Below are 20,295 nucleotides of genomic sequence, written 5' to 3' on the forward strand. Positions count from 1 at the left end.
GTCGGGTTCCACCCCGATCGGTCATCGTTGCGCGAGCCGGGGCGAGGGCAAGGTGGTGAAGGCTAAAGCCTTCACCGAAAAGCGGCGATGAATCGCCGCACTCCATGGAGTGCGGTATGTGTGGAGAATGCCGTAATAGGCTGTGAAACTGTGCAAGCAAACGGTCATGCAAGATGACGGTCTGCGCACATCGAGCGCACAGGACCAACGTAACACTGTTCCCCCTAATTTTTCTTCAAAGACCCGCGTCCTATCTCTGAAACACACCTTTTTCAGCCTCGCTGCACCACGCAACCACTGATTCTTCTTCTGTGACTTTTCCTGGTTTATCCAGTTTCAATCTCCTAACTCATCTCCTCGCCAACAGAGGTTACAACGCAAACGGCTCTCCCCGACCGGCTGTGAGGAGTTGGAGGGGCTCGCGTCGGAAGACAGCCAGTGCCGCTGGAACGGCAGCGACACCACAAACCAGGAATGTCGCGCCAATCCCGAGCATTAGTTTCTGCCATGGAATGATCAGTGGGGTCTCCATGCCACCGAAAAAGCTCGTGTATTGTGCCAGACCAATTCCGCACCATCCGGCGGCGATGCCGAAAAGAAGACTAATCATGGAGGCCACCGCAGCAATGAGGAATCCTTCGACAAGCACCTGCCGCGCAATGAGGGTTGAAGGAAAACCAATAGCTCTCATGACGCCGAACTCCCATTGTCTGGTTCGCACCGATGCATTGACGACAGTCATAAGACCTGGCAACGTGATCAACAAGGTCACAAACGGCAATTGTGCCATACCCCAGATCATTGTGTCGGCTCGTCGGTTGATCTGTTGTCGGATCTCGTCCCGAAGCGTCACGCGGAGGGAGCGTCCAAACATTCGTGCGCCAAAAGCCCACGTTCCCTGAAAATTCACCGGCTGGCCGGGTCCAAGGTGTCGGTCTGCCACTTCCTGGAGTTTCCGACAGACCAGATCAAGGTTGGCATCGTCTTCCAGGTCGATCCACAGAAAGTTGATACCTACTAGCTTGAAATCCTTTCTAACGACGTTCTCATCAGCAAAGACCAGGGCCGCCGAACGTCCAAACCGTCGGCGAAGGCCAGAGAATTTTGTCATCCAATGCCAACCAGGCAGGGAAACGACACCAGCAATTCTGTATTCGACCGTTTGCTCTGGTTGATCGGGTAAGCACACAGAAAACGTGTCGCCAAGTCTCAATCCCGTGGCTTTCAAGAAATGATCAGGCACGATGCATCCCCTGTTCGATTTGAGCTGTTGAACAGCGGCGTCTCGAGATCCTTCAACAAAATCAACTGTGAACACAGGGTTTTTACCGCCGAATGCCAAATCGGGATTGACCCCCATTATGATGACATTGTCCTGCCGGACGACAGATGCCCCCCGGGAGGCGCCAGTCAGGTCCTCAGCCAATCTGGGCTGCTCCACCGCGACAGGGAGCAATTTGGAAATGCCTGGAATGGTGCTGATTGATTCCAATTCACTCTCAGGCACATGACCAAGTTGAAATGCCGCGAGAAGATCCGGCGCCCAGGTCGTGGGTTTGAACGGCTCCAGCATGGAGTAGCCCCAAACCATCATCGCAGTAAACACGCCCAAACCTACGGACACCGCCATGCAGATCCCCACGCTGCGGGGCAAGTTTCGCGTCAATTCCATCTTGCAGAGCTGCCGGGGAATCCCAAGCACCATTCCCAAGGGGATTGAAAACGCCTTTTCCGCAATGACGACGAGGGCTGGAGTCCAACAAACAAAGCCCAGAACCATCAACGGTGCTCCCACAGTGGTCGCGATCGACACTCGAATAACTTCGTCGAGTGGTAGGATGTACACAACAAGTGGATGAATCACAATCAGAAGACTCCCTAGAAAAGCCAGCCAACCCAGGGTCGAGGGTCTCGCGTCACGAAGCAACTGGGTGTGCCTTGCTTGCAGGGCCTCCAAGGGCGAAACCCGGCTGGCGCGAAGCATTGGCCACACGGCAGCCACCCCGGCCCCTAGGAAGGTCACCGCCGCTGACAGCCCCAGGCTATATGGACCGATTGTCCCGCTCCACGTGAGGTTCAGGCCAAATCCGCGTCCTAACTGGAACACGATTCCGGCTGCCCCAAGACCACCCACCCAACCGGCGATGGCCAGCAGCAAGGCCTGCGTCAGGATCGTTCCCGCCACTTGAGCTTGCGTCAGGCCCACAACACGACAAAGGCCGATCTGGCGCGATCGCTCGTCCACACCCATGTTGAGGGTTGCGAAGATAAGAAACACCGCAGCCATGATCGCCAGCCCGCACGCTGTCCACGCCTGTGAACGAATAGAACGACTCGCTCGCGCCGTCGTGAATGCCTTTTCCAATTGCCGCTCACCCATGAGGAGGTAGCTCCCCCCATCAACAAACGGCGACACTCGTGACGTCCACTCCGCGAGGAATTGGTCCAGTCGAGTTGCCGAAGTCAATTTGAGGCCAAGGAGATTTATGGCGCCGGGCATACCAAGAAACTCCTGGGCCACATCCAGCGGCACATAAATGGCACCTGGTGGCATGCCAAGGAATGGCCCGATCGTGGATCCGACAGGCCGACCCGTAGGTCCTTCTTTCTCCAAAGTGGGAACACTTTCCGGCTGTTGGACGATCCCCACGATCTGAACGGAAAGGTCTTTGCCACCAGAATTGAGCCTGATCGTCTGGCCAACATCCCATCGGAAACTCTCGGCCAATTGTTCCGAAATCACAGCCTGAACGACAGGGTGTTTCTTAACGTCCAACCATTGGCCGGCAACCACGGGATACGGCGCGACTGGCGAGTCAATTCCCACCACAGTCGGGAGCAGAAACAACGGCCGTGTCGGTTGAGAGTCGCCGGGGGATCGTTGATTCTCTCCGCCCCGAACAACGGGTTGCCTACGTCCTGACCTACGGAGGTCGTCTGGAGATCCCCCGCGCGGCCCCTCACCTTGACCGAAAGATCTTCCTATCGTGACAGCTTTACGCAACGAACAATGCACGTCAGCAATCCGCGGATCTTTTCGCAACGCTTCGATGAGCCGGTCGGAAATGACCGCCTTCTCGTCAAGCGAATCCGGTACAACGAACAGATCGTAATGTCCGAGTGCCTCCCTGGCCGTTCCTTCAAATTCCGAGACAAGCTTGTCGTAAGCCGAGACGACCCACACCACCAAACAGGAAGCCGCGAGCAGAGCCAGAACCGCTCCCAGGATCCTTTGCGGGTAACAGAGGGCATCTGCAATCGCAAGTCTCACACTAACAGGCATCACCTCACCCCTTCCGGTTCCTCGAGTTGAAGACTCTCCTCGTACCGCGCCGCCAGTGTGCGGACCGAATCACAATTCCCGGTGGGAAACTCTGTAACGATTTGACCGTCCTTCAGAATCAGGATTCGATCCGTCCATATTGCCACGGATGGCTCATGCGTAACGATGAGGATTGTGCGCGATTGTTGTTCGGCAAGCCCTCGGAGTAACCGGCACAACTCCTGACCAGCGATCGAGTCCAGGTTTCCTGTAGGCTCGTCTGCCAGGATGAGAGCCGAATCAAGCGCGAGGGTCCGTGCAATGGCGGTTCGCTGTTGCTCTCCGCCACTGAGTGCGTCGGGGCGATGCCGACGTCGTTCCCAAAGCCCCAGGTCGCGAATGATTCGGCGAGCATTGTCTATTTTGTCCGCGTGAGTTCGCTCGGCCAGCAGAGGCAGGAGAACATTCTCTTCCAGCGTCAACGTGGGAATCAAGTTGAAATGCTGGAAGATCACACCGATTCTTTGCCGCCGGAATATCGTCATCTGATAATCCGAGAGTTTGCTCGTCTCGCAACCATCCACGAGGATCCGCCCTGAATCTGGCGCCGTGAGACCGGCGATCACATGGAGAAGGGTACTTTTTCCTGAACCGCTTGGCCCCATAATGGCAACGAATTCTCCCCGAGCAAGGGAAAACGACACCCCTTTGAGGACCTGAATCACATTCCCGGCATACCTGAAACTCTTGGACACATTTTCGACAACCAGGGGGCACTCAATGTCCCCGTGACCACGACTGCGCTCGTTCATTCGCTTTGTCCCCGCAAAGAAGGCCAGAAACTCATGGGACGCTCTCGACTTCTCCACCGGCCCGAGTCCAGAGAGCATACCAGGCGGTTGATGCAATCGTCTGACTGACGAATCGGACACTTCCATCGCATAAGCAGGCATTGACCCCACCAGGATGCCAGCTTCGCGCCGCGGTCACCTTGGCTGATCCGCTCACCAGATCGGGTATCCGAGAATTCGGGAGAAGGCGACCATTCATGACAGGGCCAGTGGGAGAACATCCCCGCAACCAGTACATGAGGCGCGTCCCATCCCAGCCACTGAGCTGGGAGTAGAGTACGGAGAGGTCGCCTGATTGCTCGATCGCATCGATTAACGTCGTGGGTGCTCTGGCTCGAAAGATCTGATGATTTGGCCGATCTGTGGACGGCAGGGATGTTCCCGGTCCACGAAGCGATTCGGTCAAGGCCAGCGTGTTGCTCGTTCCGTCGAGAACATCGTCAAGTCGTATCTCAGCACCGACCCAGCAAAGCCCATCCGTCGCACCAAATCCGGGATTGAACATCCCGTCGCGACCGCTCCCCTGATTCATGGCATAGTTTGCCCCTGCCACAGGGATGACACGACCACTGGGTAATGTCAAATCGTGAAGGGGTTTCTCGCCATCACTGGGACACAGGAAGATGGAGACAGGAGTTCGGGCAGCCTCCCAAAGGGCTTCCGGAAGATCATCTCGTCCCACGTGCCCCAATGTGATGCGAAAGTCGATCAGGTTATGGAGATTCTGCTGCTCGACGAATGGAAGGAGCTTTGCCAGCGGGGAATAATCATTGGGGTATGTGGGACCGGCAAAACCGGCGTTTGGTAGCATACGATGGATGTCATGATAATTGTGCATCGCCAACCCTAACTGACGAAGATTGTTGCAGCACTGGGCACGGCGTGCTGCCTCCCTTGCAGCCTGAACCGCCGGGAGAAGGAGCGCGATCAGAAGCCCGATAATTGCGATGACGACGAGCAATTCAACCAGCGTAAACCCAACTCGACTTAGGAGTGGTTTGACCGACGATTCCTTCGACTTTCTTCTCTCATTCATATGGCGACTTTTCCCAATCACACTCCGCCAATTCTTCCGAACGAGCCGTTGTCCGTGCTCGCGAGCAAATCCCGTACCGAGCTTCAGACCTTGCTTGAGTTGGCCGCAAGACGTGCCTTTTTTCCGTAACAATGGAAGGAGCACTTGGAAGACCAGCCAACGTCTTTGTCGATCTGCGCAACATGATGTGTTGCGCAAGGCGACATGCTCGGTTTGAGGTTCAAGTGGATTCGGCAGACAGTCCTATCAGAAACACTGTCGTGAACAACAGCGATAGACTCGCGAAATAGTGTTTCCTTGCCTGCGTCTTCATCGCCGGTCGGGGCGTCTCCTTCGTGGATGATCGTTGGTGGTGGTTTCGAGACTTGAGAGAGCCAAATGGTCTTGGATTTGCATCACCTGCTCCACGACCTGAATCGCGTTCGTTGTAACGTCAAGAAGCTTGCGAAACCCAAGTGTGCCCCTGTGCGTTCTTACTTTTGAAGGACCGTTCAGAAGACTCATGTGGTCATCTGGAATGTCAAGAACGCCCGTGTTTTCTTGGCTTTTTTGCGGTTGAGTGTCATCCATCAACGGCAAAGCCAATTTGAGTTAACTGATGTCGTCCCTGGGTTTGCGGCAACGCTGAGGATAGGGGCAAAGCAGGCCCCCTTGACATGACGGAGGTTCTGGAAATCAAGAGAGGTACTGGTATCCTCAGAGATTTCTAACGGTAAACACTCACGGGGTTGTGATTAGATTCACCATTTGTCTGAAAAGGAGATTGGTCAAATGCGTCAGACTTTGGGAATGCAAACATGGTCCGGGGCACTTACCATTGGTTCGTTCATCGTCATCTCCTTGACGGGCATCCTCATGTTTTTCCACATCAATATTGGATTGGTCAAGCTTGCTCACGAATGGCTGAGTTGGGTCTTCGTCGTCGCGGCCATTTGCCATGCGATCGTTCACTGGAAGCTCCTTCTGGGGTATTTTCGTAACCGGGCAGCCCTGGCCTTGATGGTGCCCATCCTCGTCCTCGGCGGCCTATCGCTGATCCCCGCTGGCGGGAATGGGCCGACACATCCCCTGGTCCAGGTCATGGCACGGCTGGAGCGTGCCCCCCTTGAATCCGTCGCAAAACTCGGCGAAAGCGATCCTTCCGCTGTGATTCAGACCTTGAAGGCATCGGGAATCGCAGTGGAGACCGCTGGCCAGACAATCGCGGAAATCGCCAACAAGAACGGCAAACGGCCTATGGATGTTTTGCTCATTCTCTTTTCGGACAGAAGCTTAACACAGCACAAATCCAGGAGGGGTTAATTCTGCATTTCCCAGACCACCTCCAACAGCGCCGGCTCATTCCCATCGACGGCTAACGTCCGCACAACCCAGGTGTTTCCTCTTCCTATCCGAACCAGGTATCGACCGCGGAATCCCCGTACATGGTAAACCCCATTCTGATCCGTTTGGCCATCAGCGTGGGTCTTCCATTCCTCATGAATAAGCCGTTCAAGTTCTCGATAGGCAGAGGGGCACGCTTGTCGTGCCCGGTGAAATGGGAATGGATTATCGAACGTAGAACAACGGACCTGACGAGCAGGTCCCTCCGAGGCAGGTCCCGCCGAGAAAGATTTTGCGAAGGTCGGAGGGGCACGCTTGTCGTGCCCGGTGAAGCAAAATCGATGGTCCAACGTTGGAAAAAGCGGACCCGACAAGCGGGTCCCTCCGAAGCAGGTCCCGGCAAGAAAGGTTATGCGAAGGTCGGAGGGGCACGCTTGTCGTGCCCGGTGAAACAAAATCGATGGTCCAACGTTGGAAAAAGCGGACCCGACAAGCGGGTCCCTCCGACGATGTAGGGGCAATTCATGAATTGCCCCTACCGTTGAATCCTTCCCGTGCCCACAGAATGAAATGGGTTATCAAGGGTTGGAAAAGCGGACCTGACAAGCAGGTCCCTCCGAACACGGACCTGGTAGGCAGGCCCCTCCGGATACGGACGTGGCAAGCCGGTCGCTCCTGGAGATGACACGGTCCCCCAATTGCCGAACTGCTTTTGCCGGATTAGGCTTGGGAAAAGCGCGCCGTTTACAGCCCGGCCGTGCTTCGGGCAAATCCGAAAACCAATGGCGTCCGAGAATTCACGCCAATTTTGAGGTTTTCGGATTGGTTCTTTATGGCGAACAGCAATTGCCGAGCTGACAAAAGCCGTTCCACGCTAGATACCAGGTGATCGGCAAAGCGTGCCCGTCAGTCGTCGTAGACGTTTGAAAAACAAGGCAACAATCCCGAGGAGTTTGCGATGGTGAAGCGTGTTTACAATTTTTCGCCCGGTCCCGCCATGTTACCTCTTCCCGCTCTGGAGGAGGCGCAGCGTGATTTGCTGGCCCTGCCGGGATTGGGCATGTCGATCCTGGAGATCAGTCACCGTTCGCCAACGTTCAATGCCATTATCGAGGCCGCCGAGGCCAACCTCCGTCAGTTGCTGAAGATTCCGGACGATTACGCCGTGCTCTTCATGCAGGGTGGTGCACGGCTGCAATTCGGCATGATCCCGATGAATTTTTTGCGGAAGACCGGGCGGCCGGCATCCTACATCGTCACCGGTTCCTGGAGTAAGCTCGCTGCCAGCGAAGCCCAGACGCAGGGGCAGGTTCACATCGCGTGGGATGGCAAAGCGACCAACTATGATCGAGTTCCCACCAACGAGCAATTGAACATCGATCCTAATTCTGTGTACGTGTATATTTGTTCCAATGAGACGATTGCCGGGGTGCAATTCCCGACCGAGCCGGAAACCGGCGGACTGCCGCTCGTCTGCGATGCCTCTTCGGAGTTGCTTTCCCGGCCGGTGGACCTCCCCCGGTACGGCATCCTCTACGCCTGCGCCCAGAAGAATCTTGGCCCGGCGGGCGTGACGGTGGTCATCATCCGGAAAGACTTCCTCGATATGTGCCCGGATGATTTGCCCTCGATGCTCAATTACAAGCGTTTTGCGGAGGAGAAGTCGCTGTTGAATACGCCGCCGGTCTTTGCCGTCTATATGGTGAAGCTTGTGACGGACTGGCTCATCCGGGAGTTTGGCAACCTGGAAAAGGTGAAGCAGTTCAACGAAGAGAAGGCCCAGCTCATTTACGACGTTATCGATCGCTGCCAGGGTTTCTACACCGTTCACGCCGCGCCGGGAAGCCGCTCCGCGATGAACATCGCTTTTCGACTGCCAAATGGCGATCTGGAGAAGGAATTCCTCAAACAGGCGGAGAGCCGTGGCCTGTGCAACCTCCAGGGGCATCGCTCGGTTGGTGGGTGCCGCGCATCGATCTACAACGCCATGCCACGGGAAGGCGTCGTGGCCCTGCGGGATTTCATGCTCGAATTCTACGAGGCCAATCGCAACAAGGTCGGATGAAGGTCCGCGGAATTTGGTTCGCCTTTCCCGCTGCGGGTTTCGCGCCGGCCAACGGGCGTGATAATCGACAGATGTTCTGGTCGTGCCTCAGGGTTGGTAATGGGCAACCCAACGAGGCGTGCATCGTCAAACGATGCAAAGGCAAACCGCCGTGCAAAAGGCGGAGCTGTGTCGCCGACGGCACGGAAAACGGGTTTTCGGCAAGTGGCAGAATTCGGCTGCATTACCGGGATCTGATACATAAGAGCAAGATTTGGTGGCAGATTCTTCATATTTCAGGGACGGTTCCATGCATGATGACTTACTGGCTCGTCTGACCCCGGCGCAACGGGAGGCGGTGACACACGTGGAGGGGCCCCTGCTTGTCCTGGCCGGCCCAGGAAGCGGCAAGACGCGGGTCATCACCTATCGGATTGCCTATCTTCTCCGGTTGGGCATCCCCGACACGAGCATTCTGGGGTTGACGTTCACCAACAAAGCGGCCCAGGAGATGCAAAGCCGCGTGCAGCAACTTGTGCCCGGGGCTCGGGTGTGGCTGGGAACTTTTCACCGATTCGCCGCCCAAACGTTGCGCAAGTATGCCAACCTTGTGGGACTGGAATCACACTTCACGATCTACGACAAGGACGACAGTCTGCGTGCCCTGCGTTCGGTGATTGCCGATGCCCGAATTGATCTGGGCTCCTACAGTCCCGAGGCGGTCGCCCATGCCATCAGCGGTGCCAAAAGCGCTCTGCTAACACCCCAGAATTACGAACCGCGGGATGGTTCGCCGCTGGGAGAGCTCGTCGCGCGGATTTACCCGCTTTATCAGGAACGGCTACGGCGGTCCAACGCGGTGGATTTTGATGATTTGCTGATGTACCTCGCCCTCCTCCTGCGGCAATCGCCGGAGATACGCCACCGCCTGGATGCAACCTATCGCTTCGTCATGGTCGACGAATACCAGGACACAAATCTTGTGCAGTACGCCATTGCCCGGGCGATCTCGGTGGAGTACCCCAACCTGGCCGTTACCGGGGATCCGGATCAATCGATTTATGGATGGCGGGGCGCGAATCTCAACAACATCCTCGAGTTTGAAAAGGATTTCCCCAACGTTCGTGTTGTGCGGCTGGAACAAAATTACCGCAGCACAAAACGGATTCTTGCGGTCGCGGCGAAACTGATCGCCCATAATGTGCGGCGAAAAGAAAAAGACCTCTTTACCGACAACGAAGAGGGACGCCCAGTCCGGCTGGTGACTTATGCGGACAATCAAGAGGAAGCGGAAGATATTGCTGAGCAGATTGCCCGGGCGATTCAACGTGGCGAGCGGCGTCCCCGTGATTTCGCGATTTTCTACCGGATGAACGCCCTGTCTCGCGGTTTTGAAATCGCACTCCGGGAACGCGGTATTCCTTACCAGATTGTTAACGGTGTCGAGTTTTTCCAGCGCAAGGAAATAAAAGACGTTATCGCTTACCTGCAACTGATCAACAATCCGCGGGACGATGTGGCGTTTCTGCGGGTGATCAACACCCCGCCCCGATCCATCGGTGAAACGAGTGTGCGGCGCCTGCGGGAGTTTGCCGCTGCGCACGGGCTTTGTCTGCTGGAGGCCGCCCGCCGTGCCGACGCCATCCCGGAATTCAGCCTCCGTACCATGGGGGCATTCCGGGCATTCGTCAATCTTTACGACCGGCTTGTGGCCGCCGCCCAGGGGTCCGTGGAGGAATTGCTGGGGCTGGTGCTCACCGAAACCGGCTATCGCGAGTACCTGGAAAGATCCCAGCACATGGAAGATCAGGAGCGGTTGGCGAATATCGAGGAACTTCTCACCGTGGCCCGCCAGTTCGACGAGCGCTCCGGAGAAGCTGCCAGTCTGGAATCGTTCCTCGAAGAGACCTCGCTGGTCAGCGACACCGACGCACTCGACGAGAGTGCCGACCGGGTGACGCTCATGACGCTCCACGCATCCAAGGGCCTGGAGTTTCCCGTGGTGTTTCTGGTGGCGTGCGAACAGGGCATCCTTCCCCACGAACGCAGCCGCAACGACATGGATGAACTGGAAGAAGAACGCCGGCTCATGTTTGTCGGCATCACCCGGGCTAAGCAGGAATTGCAGATCAGCATGGCCGAGTACCGGGACTTTCGGGGCCAGCGCAAGCTGACCATCCCCAGCCAGTTTTTGATGGAATTGCCTCGCGAACATCTGGAAATTATCACGTCTTCCAGGGTGGCGACCCGGCCCGCATCGTGGGTGGGTACCAGTCCGGCTCCGCAATCCGTTTTCCGCGGCTCGACCTGGGAGGCTCCGCGCCGCACCAGTGCTATGCCGCCATCCCCACCGCGGCGTGCTCAAGGTGGCGCGCTGACTCCCGACGATTTCGTGCTCAATATGTCGGTCGTGCATCCTCGGTACGGCGTGGGCCGGATTGTGGCCCTCAGCGGTTCGGGCGACGCCCGCAAGGCCACCGTGGATTTCGGCGGTGCTATCGGCAAAATGAAATTCATCCTCTCTCAAAGTCCGCTGCGTCCGAAGTAACACTCCGCTTCATTGCCAGACGAGAGGGATCTTACGGATGAACGAAGAACACCAAGGCGATGCGGTCCATTCACAACCGGAAGAGTTGTCCAAACGATGGCGTCCTTTGCCCGCCATCGAGCGGCGTGTCCTCGGCGTGCTCGTGGAAAAGGCCAAAACGGTCCCTTCCTCCTATCCCATGACGCTCAACGCCATCGTCACCGGTTGCAACCAGAAGAGCAACCGCGACCCCGTCATGGAACTTACGGAAGAGGTCGTGGAGCGGGCACTGGACAATCTCCGCCAAATGGGTGCGGTGGGAATTGTTCAGGGTGTGGGTCGGGTGGATAAATACCGCCACTATCTTTATGAGTGGCTGGGGGTCAACAAAGAAGAACTGGCGATCATCGCCGAACTGCTTCTTCGCGGTCCCCAGACCGAAGGCGAACTCCGCGCCCATGCCTCCCGCATGGACCCCATCCCTGATCTACCCACCCTCCGCCAGCATCTGGACTCGCTCAAGGAGAAGGGACTGATCATCGATCTGACGCCACCCGGGCGGGGACACGTTGTGGCCCACAATCTCTACCCCGAGCCGGAACTGGCACGACTCAAGCAGCGGTACTCGGCCGTGGCCGTTCGGGAGCCATCCGTTTCGGCCTCTGACGCCCCGGAGAGCTCGGCCACGTTCAGCGATGTTCCCGGCCCCGTCGCATCTTCTCCGGAAGTCGAAGAACTCCGTCAGGAACTCAACGAGTTGAAACAAACGGTGGCCGGTATCCTCCAGGAGCTGGCCACCATCAAAAAAGAACTGGGGCTGAACGGCGAATCCTGAGCGGCGGGCGCATCCTCCGCGGATCAATCGGCACCTTCCGCCCGGCAACATCAGGTGAAAAGGGGGACTTCGGAAAACTGTGAGCCCAGAATCGGTTGGCTTGGCACACCCAACCAGCGATTCAAAAACGTGGCATAGAGGGAGCGAAAATCCACCTGGTGTTTGACGCCTCCATTCTCGACCTGGTCGAGCGGGGGATGCTTGCCGATCAAACCACCGTGGATGGCTCCCCCCATGACAAAGACCGGGGCCGCCGAGCCGTGATCAGTCCCTTTCCGTCCGTTTTCACGAATTGTCCGCCCAAACTCCGAATACGTATAAACAACCACCCGTTCCAGGAGCCGATCGCGCTGGAGGGCTCGTCCAAAAGCGGCCAGGCCACTGGCGAGCTCACCAAGCAGGGCACCATGATTGGCGGCCTGAAGGGCATGGGTGTCGAAGCTGCCCGGCTCGGTTCCGCCCAGGTCCACGCAGAAGATGCGGATGCCCAGGTCCGCGCGAATCAGGGCCGTCACGCATGCCAGTTGCTGGCCGAAATACGTATCAGGAAAATCCTCATGGCGAACCGAGGAAAGAACGGCCTCCAATCGTCCCAGATCCCGAGCAGCCTGTTCCCGCGCCGCTGCCACCCGATCCAGGAGGGATGCACTGGTCGTCAGCCGGGAACTTGCCCGGGCTAATCCTTCACGCAGATTCTGCAGCGCGTCTCGCCCGGCAGGAAAAGCAAAGAGTTCTTCCGGCTTCTGGCACCGCACCGCAGGCCGATGATGGCCGAGCATGGTCGTCGGCACCGGAATTCGGCCGGTGAACACTCCCCGCGTGGTCGCGCCCTGCGCGTGATCCGGAAGCGATTCCTCAAACCAGTGATCGAGCAGTCGGCCCAGCCAACCTGTTTCGCCGAGTGGGTCCTCGGGCCGAGCCGTCTGCCAGATTTCCATCGAGCGTTCGTGTGCTCCGGACGGATTGGGGTACCCCACTCCCTGGACGACGGCGAGGTGTCCTCCTTCCCACAACTCCATCCAGGGACGCAGTGCCGGATGAAAGCCCACCGCGTCCTGGAGTTTGATCACCTCAGCCTCTCGAAGTGCCAGGGTGGGGCGCTGCCGATGATAGTGGTCATCCTCATAGGGAACGACTGTATTGAGCCCGTCATTTCCGCCCGCCATCTGAACGGCTACGAGAATGGTCTCGTCCTTTGCCCGTGACAATTGCGTGCCCGTGTGGGCCAGGACCGCGGGAATCGGTGCGGTGGCACCGACTGCTACCGCCGCTCCGGAAACTTTGAGGAAATCACGCCGCGTCCACATGGGTATCCATCCTCGCTATTTGACCAAGTTGGGTTCGCTCCAAAGCTTGACGGTGTTTTGACCGGCAATCATCACGCTCGGCCGGCCGCTAATACCAGGCCAGCACGGTTGTTTTTCGACCATCGCTCAGGAGAGTTGGAACTCGGGCAAAGTTGCCAGAAAGGCCAGCGCCTCCTTTTTCGCGGTCTCGTCATGGGCCTCCTGGACAAGTTTCTGCCAATCCGCGCGGACCTCAGCGGGAGGCTCGCCGCTTAGGAGTGTTTCCACCAGCCTGGACGACCAGTCCGGCCGCGAGAGGACTTCCGACATCTGGGCCGTGGCCCCCCAATTTTCCCCACCAGACAGAAGCGCCCGGACGAGAGCCACATGCCGGGCAACCTGAGAACCCGTCAGCCAGGCCTGTCCGCGAGGCCAACCGGCCAGCGTGGGTGGATGGACGACATCCCAACCCAATTCAGCCAGCGTTTCCGCCGCACGGATGGTTGCCCGATATCCAAAGGGGCGTGCCACGGCAAGGTACACCTCGAGGGGTGATTTCACCCGGCGATAACGCTGATCTTTCAGACACTCCTCCCATCCCAGAAGAAGCGTCAATAACTCCGAGACCGGCCGCCCACCGAGCACCACCTCCTCTGCGGCGAGCAGCAATTGCTGGGGAATGGCAACCTCTGTGGTCACGAACCATCCGAACAATCTTCGCACCACGTTTTCAGCGGTTTCCCGATCCCGCGCCAGGGCCCTGGCCACATCCTCCGCCCGCAGATCCCCCGTCTGCTCGCCGACTGTTTTCGGCCGCGGATCGTGTTCGTAGTCCAACACCCGCAATCGGCCGGAGGAAACAAACATCCCTGTGTACGCCCGGGCAATATCCGCCACCAGGGCTGCTTTTTCACGGGGGTCGTCGCCGACGACATACTGCACAAGGAACCGGCCGATTTGCTCCTGGGGCTGGGATCGATAGTTTGAGGGAGCGCGCAGATTGAGCAAAAGCGCCGGATGCGTCAAGGCGAAGGTGAATACTTTCTCCAGCGGCTCAAACGCCCTTTCCCGCAATCCACTACGAAAATCGTGGTACAAGCGGAGCGGCTCCACACGCAGGGCTGACACGGCAAACAGGTCCAGCCAGAAGAGAGTCAGCATTTCGCGAAATGGCTGGGGCGATTCCACTAATCGACCAAGTTGCCAGGTGCGGTACCCTGCCAACTGGCCGCGCTCGGCGCTTAGCCCCTCCAAATCTTGAATCTCTTGCCAGCGCGGACCTGCTTGCATGCCACCAACAAGCCGCGCCAAAGCCTGCGGTACATCCAGACCCACCAGGGCCTCGCGCTCCTCGATGACGAGGGAACCAACAGCCCGGCGGAGTAATCGACCGGCCAACTCTCGGTCCAGCGCCCCACGATGGAAGCCCTCGGGCTGCGCGATCATGATGGGAATCCTCCGCTATGGGACGGCCTCTGAATCACGGCCTCGTCAATTCAAGCTGAAAATCCCATCGATTGCTGCGGTCGCGAAAACTCTCGGTAACCCGCAGTTCGCTCAGCAGCTTGAGCACCGTGAGAAGCTGCGAGAGCTCTTGCTCCGCCTTCTCCCGGCTGTGTCCTTTTTCCGCCATATTCTGGGCGATCAGGGCCTCCTTGTTGAGTTCCAGCAGACGAACGATCTGCGTTCCCAGGACCTCAAGCTGCGTCGTTACCGCCTTTTGCACGCTTTGCACGGCTGCCTCCTGCGCTGCCAGGGCATCCAGGATGTCTTTGGCCAGCGGCTCGGCCGTGCTGAGGATCAGGTCCCGATCGCGACATGCCAGTACCGGGCTGAAGTTGAAGCGAATGTCAGCATGTTCTTTGTCACCTTCCGGATCTGGATTGAAATACGCCAGTGTGTATTTAACGCCCTTATACACCGGCCGATCGAGAATCATGCCCGGCTTGGCGTCCTGCCCGCGAACAAAATTGATCAGCCCCAGCGCGTTCTGGAAGCCCTCTTCCACAACCGGCTGAAACTTTTCCGGATTCTTCATGCGGAAGACAACCGCCACGGCGGGAAGCTGCACGGCTGGCGTGCCGACTTCCGGTGCATACCGCTGGGCCGCCACCACCACGCGGACATACGGCTCGAGCTCGGCAAGCACCTCCTCCGTGAAATTTCGACCCGTGAAGAAGATGCCCATCATGTTTTCGAAGAAGATCAGGCCGGATGTCCTCTCCGGGAAAAGCTCATTCTTCTGGGCGTAAAAATCGCGAAGGTTCCGGTAGAAGCTCGCCGTGAGTACGGTGCCGGGCACATGAATCGGCGGCAGGACGCCATCTTCCGGAGACGTCACGGCGAAAGAGAGCGTGCTGGGCCACTCGGCGACTTCCCCTGTTTGCAGCGTACCCTTCACACGGTTTCCCTCAATGCTCAGTCCCACAGCGAGCCACGGGGCCTTCTGAAGGGCCGTCACTGTTCCCGCCAGCAAGAGGATGGGCAACGGCTGGCGCCCCTGTTCCAGGCCTTTTGCCACGTTGGGAAGTGCCCGAAGTGTCTCTAGGTCCAGATAGAGCACCAAGTTATGATCAGCGGTGGCCTTTGCCGCGGCGGCAAATTTCGGATTGTCCCGCAGGCCCCCGCCGCGAGAATCCTGGATGCGGTCGATGATCTGCTTCATTAAGTCGGGCTTATTGGTCAGGATGAGGCGATTCTCGACAATCGCGTGAATCTCATCTCCGCCGAACGTCCATGCCGTCACACCGCGGTAATCGGCCGATTTTACCCGATCCGGCTGGCCCTTGTTCTCCGCGTCGAGTTTCGCCAATCCAAGGAGAAACTCGTGCACGTCCCGCAAGAGCTGACCGTCCTGGGCCTCCGCGATCACGAGGACCTCTCCCCGTGGAAGGGCCGCCACAAACAGACCACCGCCCAGCAATTGCTTGAGGAGCGTCCAGCGGTCCTTTTTCGTGTGGACCTCCACCAGCCCCACCAGGGCGTCGGCCTGCTTGAGTCCGGGATTGGCCAGCGCTGCGCGGAACCCCGGATTGCTTTCGACGGCCTGGCGCAACGGGGATTTTTCCCACTGTTCGATCAGGCTCGTCGGATTCTTCAGGACCAGGGTGGCCACCGCGTTCTGCGGGATCCAGGCGGTGGTGGACTGGATGTCGCCCGCCGGACACCAGCCTTGCCAGCCCCCAATTAGCAACGCGACCACGCTCGTCAGCAAAAGCGATTTGAGACCTCGCATGAGCACACCTCCCAAATCCAATCAATGTTCACGGTTTTTCAGCGAATTGTCACAGCATCAGCTTTCGCGATGACTCATTTGCGGCCACTTCACAAATCCCGGTACCAGAAGCACAGGTAGGACAGTCCAAAAAACAGCACCACCGGCAGGGTGTAGCTGAGGGCTACCCGCCCCGGTCGGATGTCCTTGTATTCCAGGTCATGCTGGAAAAAGTCGGGACGGCGTTCCCTTCGTTGCGGTTGCCCGGAAAAGACACGCAGAAATTCGTCCGCCTGCTGTTGGAGGATGGCCACATCCAGCGGATTCACCTGATCGGAAGAGGTGGTGGCGCGCCAGCTCTTTCTGAACACGGTGGGCAGTGCCTGGTTGAGGCTGATGGGAGAAAACTCCGCCAGTCGAAACGTTGTCAGTACCGCGTTGATCGGATACCACACAAAAAGGACCACCAGAAGGGCCACCCAGGCGTTCCGAAGGAGCACGCCCATCAAAAAGCCCAGGCTCAAAACGCCCAGCAGCACCAGCGCCACAATTCCCAGCCCGACAATCGCCCCGTAGGTCGTGACGGGGTCAGGCTTCACCGGCCGATCAGCCAAACCTGTGATCAATGCCGCGGGGATCACCGCCACGACAAACACGAGGAGCACCGCAATCGCTCGTGCCAGCCACGCCGCCCCGAGATATTCCAGCCGTGTGATCGGGCGACTCAAGATGCCGTCGGCAGCCGCTTCCAACTGTCCTGAACTGACCGCACTGGTGCCCAGAATGATGACCACCACAAACCAGGGGAAAACGAGGAAGGGAAAAACCAGCGAGGCCAGCATCACCGGCTGAGTCAGAAACGACCAACCCGTCAGCACAGTCAAAAAGCTGAGCACGATCGCTGCTGCCAGCCACAGTCGCACCAGCCAGCTCCGAAAGAGTGTCCGGAGCTCAAGTCTGACTAGTGCCTGGGTGGGGAGCAGCAGGTCGCGGAGCATCTTGAAACCGCTTAAAGCCATGGAGTTCATCCTCTTGGAGAAGCTGCAAATAGGCGTCTTCGGTGGCCCCCAAGCCCGTTTGCACACCATGCAACACCACGCCCGCCTGATCCACTCTTCGGAGCACCTCGGCGAGTGCCTCGGCCCGGCTGACTTCGCCGTTGACAGAAATCCGTACCCGCCGCGGATCCAGCCACTCCGCGGAAACCACGGGAAGCTGAGCCAGCATCCCCGCCAGTCGTCGCAGGTTGTCTTCCGTGCCCTCCAGGTCCAGAAAGAAGCTATCTCCCCGCAGCCGCCGCTTCATCTCCGCGATCGGACCGCAGAAAATCATTCTGCCTTCGTGCATGACCCCCACGTGTGTGCATACCTGGTCGATATCCGCCAGAATGTGCGTCGCCACAAGAATCGTTCTTTCTCGCCCAAGCTCGCGAATCAGATCGAGGGCGAAGCGCCGGGCGGCCGGATCGAGTCCTGCCGTGGGCTCGTCCCACAAAAGTAAGAGCGGATCCCCCACGAGGGACGCGGCAATTCCCAGACGCGTCGTCTCGCCGGTGGAAAGGGTCGCGATTCGCTGGTCGGCCACACCCAGCAGCCCTACCGCCCGCAGCAAGGACGCGATCCGTGGTCGCCGCACGTCCGCCGGAATGCGATACAACTGTCCGACCAGGTCGAGGTATTCAAAAGGTTTCAGATGTCCAGGGAATCGCGGGTTGGTGGGCAGATAGCCGACCAACCGCCGGACCGTCACGGACTGCGGCCCACACACATGGCCGAAAATCCATGCCCGCCCTGCCGTGGGACGCTGAAGCCCCAAAAGCAGCTGCAGGGTGGTCGTTTTTCCGGCCCCGTTCGGTCCCAGGAAGCCGAAAATAACCCCCTTGGGGACGCGAAAACTCAGATCGTTGACGGCGATCACTTCACCGCCGTAAACCTTCGTCAGATGTTCGGTTTCGATTGCCCAGGTCTCGTCCGCCACACCGGTTGCCTCGCCATGGGGCCGTTTCATTGCTATTCCCTCGTCGCCTGCCAATCAATACACCTGTCAATGAGTATTCGTTACAGATGGCAAAATCTTTGCAAGACCCCTGGTGGACAGACCGGTTCGGGTTGCCCTCTCAATTCCCCAAATTCTCAACTCCGGATCCCCATCCCGTTCCACACCCGTCCCCCGGATCCGGTGGCCTGTGATCGCCGCGGGGCGGAGAATCACCGCCGCAAAGGTTCTCCCGCCCTTGATGTTTGCCTCATTGCTACAGAAGCCAATTTTTTCTCCTGGAACTCTGTAACTCTTTTGCCACCGTCTTGTTCGAGAGGGATCCCAGGACGCGGCTCGGATTGTTGGACACCGTTCGCAGCCGCGGTCATAATAAATGTGCCAGAGACCAGCGTGCCCAATTATTCGCGCCGTGTTCTGCAAAGAGGTTTGGGGGATGTAACGATGTCTCGTTTGAACCGCCGCCGGTTCATTTTCCATTCTGCCCATACCACCGTGGGTCTGTCAGCGACGTTAGCATCGCTTCGAGCGGGAGAAGTTCTCGCGGAGTTCCTGGAAGTCGAGACGCCGCCCCGCAAGAGTGCGCCACCCCTGCGGCTGTGTCTCATCTCGGGAAGCGAAGAGTACCGCTCCGATGACAGTCTGAACTGGCTGGCGGACTATCTGGAGCTGAATTACGGGGTCAAGTCCCATAAGGTCTTCGCCAAAGGACTGACCGAATTGCCGGGGCTTGAGGCCCTGGACAGCAGCGATTGCATGGTCCTCTTCACCCGGCGGCTGGAAATCACCGGCGAACCGTTGGAACGGATCAAACGCTACATCGAATCAGGCCATCCCATTGTGGGAATCCGCACCGCCAGTCACGCCTTCCAGAATTGGCTGGAACTCGACAAGCTCGTGTTCGGAGGCGATTACCAGAACCATTACGGTAAGGACCTTCACCCTTACATCGAGGTTGCCGAGACGGGAAAAAATCACCCCATCGTGCAGGGCTTTGAGCCTTACACATCATCGGGTAGCCTGTATCGCAATCCCAATCTCGCACCGGATACGACGGTTTTTCTCAAGGGAACCATACCCGGGCACGTTGAACCCGTCGCCTGGGTCCGCCTATATAAGGGGGCCCGCGTGTTTTACACCTCGCTGGGCCATCCGGACGACTTTCGGCAAAAATCGTTTGTGCGGATGCTCGTGCGGGCGATCTTTTGGGTGTGTCGCCGCGAGCCCCCGGATTGATCGTTCACGTCCGATCCAGCGTTCGTCCGATTCTTGGCCGGCTTTCTCCACCAGCTCGTTCGCACCACGGAGTTTACTGGGCGGCGATAAACAGTCGCTTGCGTAAAAGATAGGCGTGGCACAGGGCGAGAGCCAGGGCATCGGCCACGTCGGGTGGTTCAGGAGGCTCAACCAGCGCCAGTTCCCGCTGGATGGCCCGCTGGATCTGGGCCTTGCTCGCACGCCCCGATCCCGTCAGAAGTCGTTTGACCTGCGTGGGCGCGTAGGCCACCACGGGAACCCCCGCCTGTTCTGCAGCCAGACAGATCACCCCTCGGGCATGACCCATGAGGATAGCGGTTCTTGGTCGCTGGTAATGAGAAAAGACTTCTTCCAGAGCGACCGCGGCAGGGTGGAAGCTCTCCAGGATTTCCCGCATGCCGTGAAAAATGGCGCCGACCCGGGCAGGGAGGTCTTTGTGAGTGGGAGCGCGAATGACTCCCGCTTCGCAGAGCGTCGGCGGCGTTCCCTCTGTAATCTCGATGACACCGTAGCCGGTGACCCGCAATCCGGGGTCGACCCCCAGAATGCGCTGTTTTCCCAAGGACTCCGAAGCCGTCATCGATTGCGAGGAAAATCGCTTCATGAAATTGACCATCCCTGAATGGCAAGCCAAGAACGGCCGATTCTCCGTGGCCAGCAATTCA

14 protein-coding genes are annotated in these 20,295 nt (G+C 58.3%); 5 read left to right on the forward strand and 9 right to left on the reverse strand.

Annotation, left to right across the window (positions count from 1 at the left end; translation table 11 throughout):
- Positions 1-370: 370 nt before the first annotated feature.
- From THTE_RS02125 to THTE_RS02135, 3 genes are read right to left on the reverse strand one after another with little or no spacing between them, the layout of a single operon-like run.
- On the reverse strand, positions 371-3,271 hold the full coding sequence (locus THTE_RS02125) for an ABC transporter permease (RefSeq protein ID WP_168175775.1): 2,901 nt from the start codon (positions 3,269-3,271) through the stop codon (positions 371-373).
- A gap of 11 nt (positions 3,272-3,282) precedes the next feature.
- Positions 3,283-4,074, reverse strand: a complete 792-nt coding sequence (locus tag THTE_RS02130; protein WP_095413887.1) for an ABC transporter ATP-binding protein — start codon at positions 4,072-4,074, stop codon at positions 3,283-3,285.
- Positions 4,075-4,105: 31 nt separating this feature from the next.
- Positions 4,106-5,149, reverse strand: a complete 1,044-nt coding sequence (locus tag THTE_RS02135) for a DUF1559 domain-containing protein (RefSeq protein WP_095413888.1) — start codon at positions 5,147-5,149, stop codon at positions 4,106-4,108.
- Positions 5,150-5,920: 771 nt separating this feature from the next.
- On the opposite strand from THTE_RS02135, the gene THTE_RS02145 reads away from it, so the two are divergent.
- From THTE_RS02145 to THTE_RS02170, 4 genes are all read left to right on the forward strand, one after another.
- Complete coding sequence (locus THTE_RS02145) at positions 5,921-6,451, forward strand: DUF4405 domain-containing protein (protein WP_095413890.1); 531 nt, start codon at positions 5,921-5,923, stop codon at positions 6,449-6,451.
- Positions 6,452-7,430: 979 nt separating this feature from the next.
- Complete coding sequence (gene serC, locus THTE_RS02155; RefSeq protein ID WP_095413892.1) at positions 7,431-8,537, forward strand: 3-phosphoserine/phosphohydroxythreonine transaminase; 1,107 nt, start codon at positions 7,431-7,433, stop codon at positions 8,535-8,537.
- A 289-nt stretch (positions 8,538-8,826) separates the two neighbouring features.
- Complete coding sequence (locus tag THTE_RS02165; protein WP_095413894.1) at positions 8,827-11,064, forward strand: ATP-dependent helicase; 2,238 nt, start codon at positions 8,827-8,829, stop codon at positions 11,062-11,064.
- A gap of 37 nt (positions 11,065-11,101) precedes the next feature.
- Complete coding sequence (locus THTE_RS02170) at positions 11,102-11,878, forward strand: YceH family protein (RefSeq protein WP_095413895.1); 777 nt, start codon at positions 11,102-11,104, stop codon at positions 11,876-11,878.
- 50 nt (positions 11,879-11,928) lie between these two features.
- Here the strand turns inward: THTE_RS02170 and THTE_RS02175 are convergent, their stop codons facing one another.
- The 5 genes from THTE_RS02175 to THTE_RS02195 form a co-directional block, all read right to left on the reverse strand.
- Positions 11,929-13,185 (reverse strand): DUF1501 domain-containing protein, encoded by a 1,257-nt coding sequence (locus THTE_RS02175; protein WP_095413896.1) that lies wholly within the window; start codon positions 13,183-13,185, stop codon positions 11,929-11,931.
- A gap of 126 nt (positions 13,186-13,311) precedes the next feature.
- Positions 13,312-14,610, reverse strand: a complete 1,299-nt coding sequence (locus THTE_RS02180) for a DUF1800 family protein (protein ID WP_095413897.1) — start codon at positions 14,608-14,610, stop codon at positions 13,312-13,314.
- 34 nt (positions 14,611-14,644) lie between these two features.
- Positions 14,645-16,399 carry a hypothetical protein gene (locus THTE_RS02185; protein ID WP_095413898.1) on the reverse strand — a complete coding sequence of 585 codons (1,755 nt, stop codon included), beginning with the start codon at positions 16,397-16,399 and terminating at the stop codon, positions 14,645-14,647.
- Positions 16,400-16,488: 89 nt separating this feature from the next.
- Positions 16,489-17,397, reverse strand: coding sequence for an ABC transporter permease (locus THTE_RS02190; protein WP_157731640.1), 909 nt, complete (start codon positions 17,395-17,397; stop codon positions 16,489-16,491).
- Positions 17,330-18,385 carry an ABC transporter ATP-binding protein gene (locus tag THTE_RS02195; RefSeq protein WP_095413900.1) on the reverse strand — a complete coding sequence of 352 codons (1,056 nt, stop codon included), beginning with the start codon at positions 18,383-18,385 and terminating at the stop codon, positions 17,330-17,332. Before THTE_RS02195 ends, THTE_RS02190 begins: the two co-directional genes overlap by 68 nt.
- A gap of 432 nt (positions 18,386-18,817) precedes the next feature.
- On the opposite strand from THTE_RS02195, the gene THTE_RS17825 reads away from it, so the two are divergent.
- The gene (locus THTE_RS17825) at positions 18,818-19,609 is read left to right on the forward strand and encodes a ThuA domain-containing protein (protein ID WP_157731642.1); all 792 of its coding nucleotides are present in this window, start codon (positions 18,818-18,820) and stop codon (positions 19,607-19,609) included.
- Between the two features lie 73 nt (positions 19,610-19,682).
- Here the strand turns inward: THTE_RS17825 and ruvC are convergent, their stop codons facing one another.
- Entirely contained in the window at positions 19,683-20,234 is a 552-nt protein-coding gene (gene ruvC / locus THTE_RS02205; protein WP_237260184.1) for a crossover junction endodeoxyribonuclease RuvC, read from the reverse strand.
- Positions 20,235-20,295 lie beyond the last annotated feature (61 nt).

Origin of the sequence: Thermogutta terrifontis (genome assembly GCF_002277955.1) — a bacterium.
GTDB lineage: Bacteria > Planctomycetota > Planctomycetia > Pirellulales > Thermoguttaceae > Thermogutta > Thermogutta terrifontis.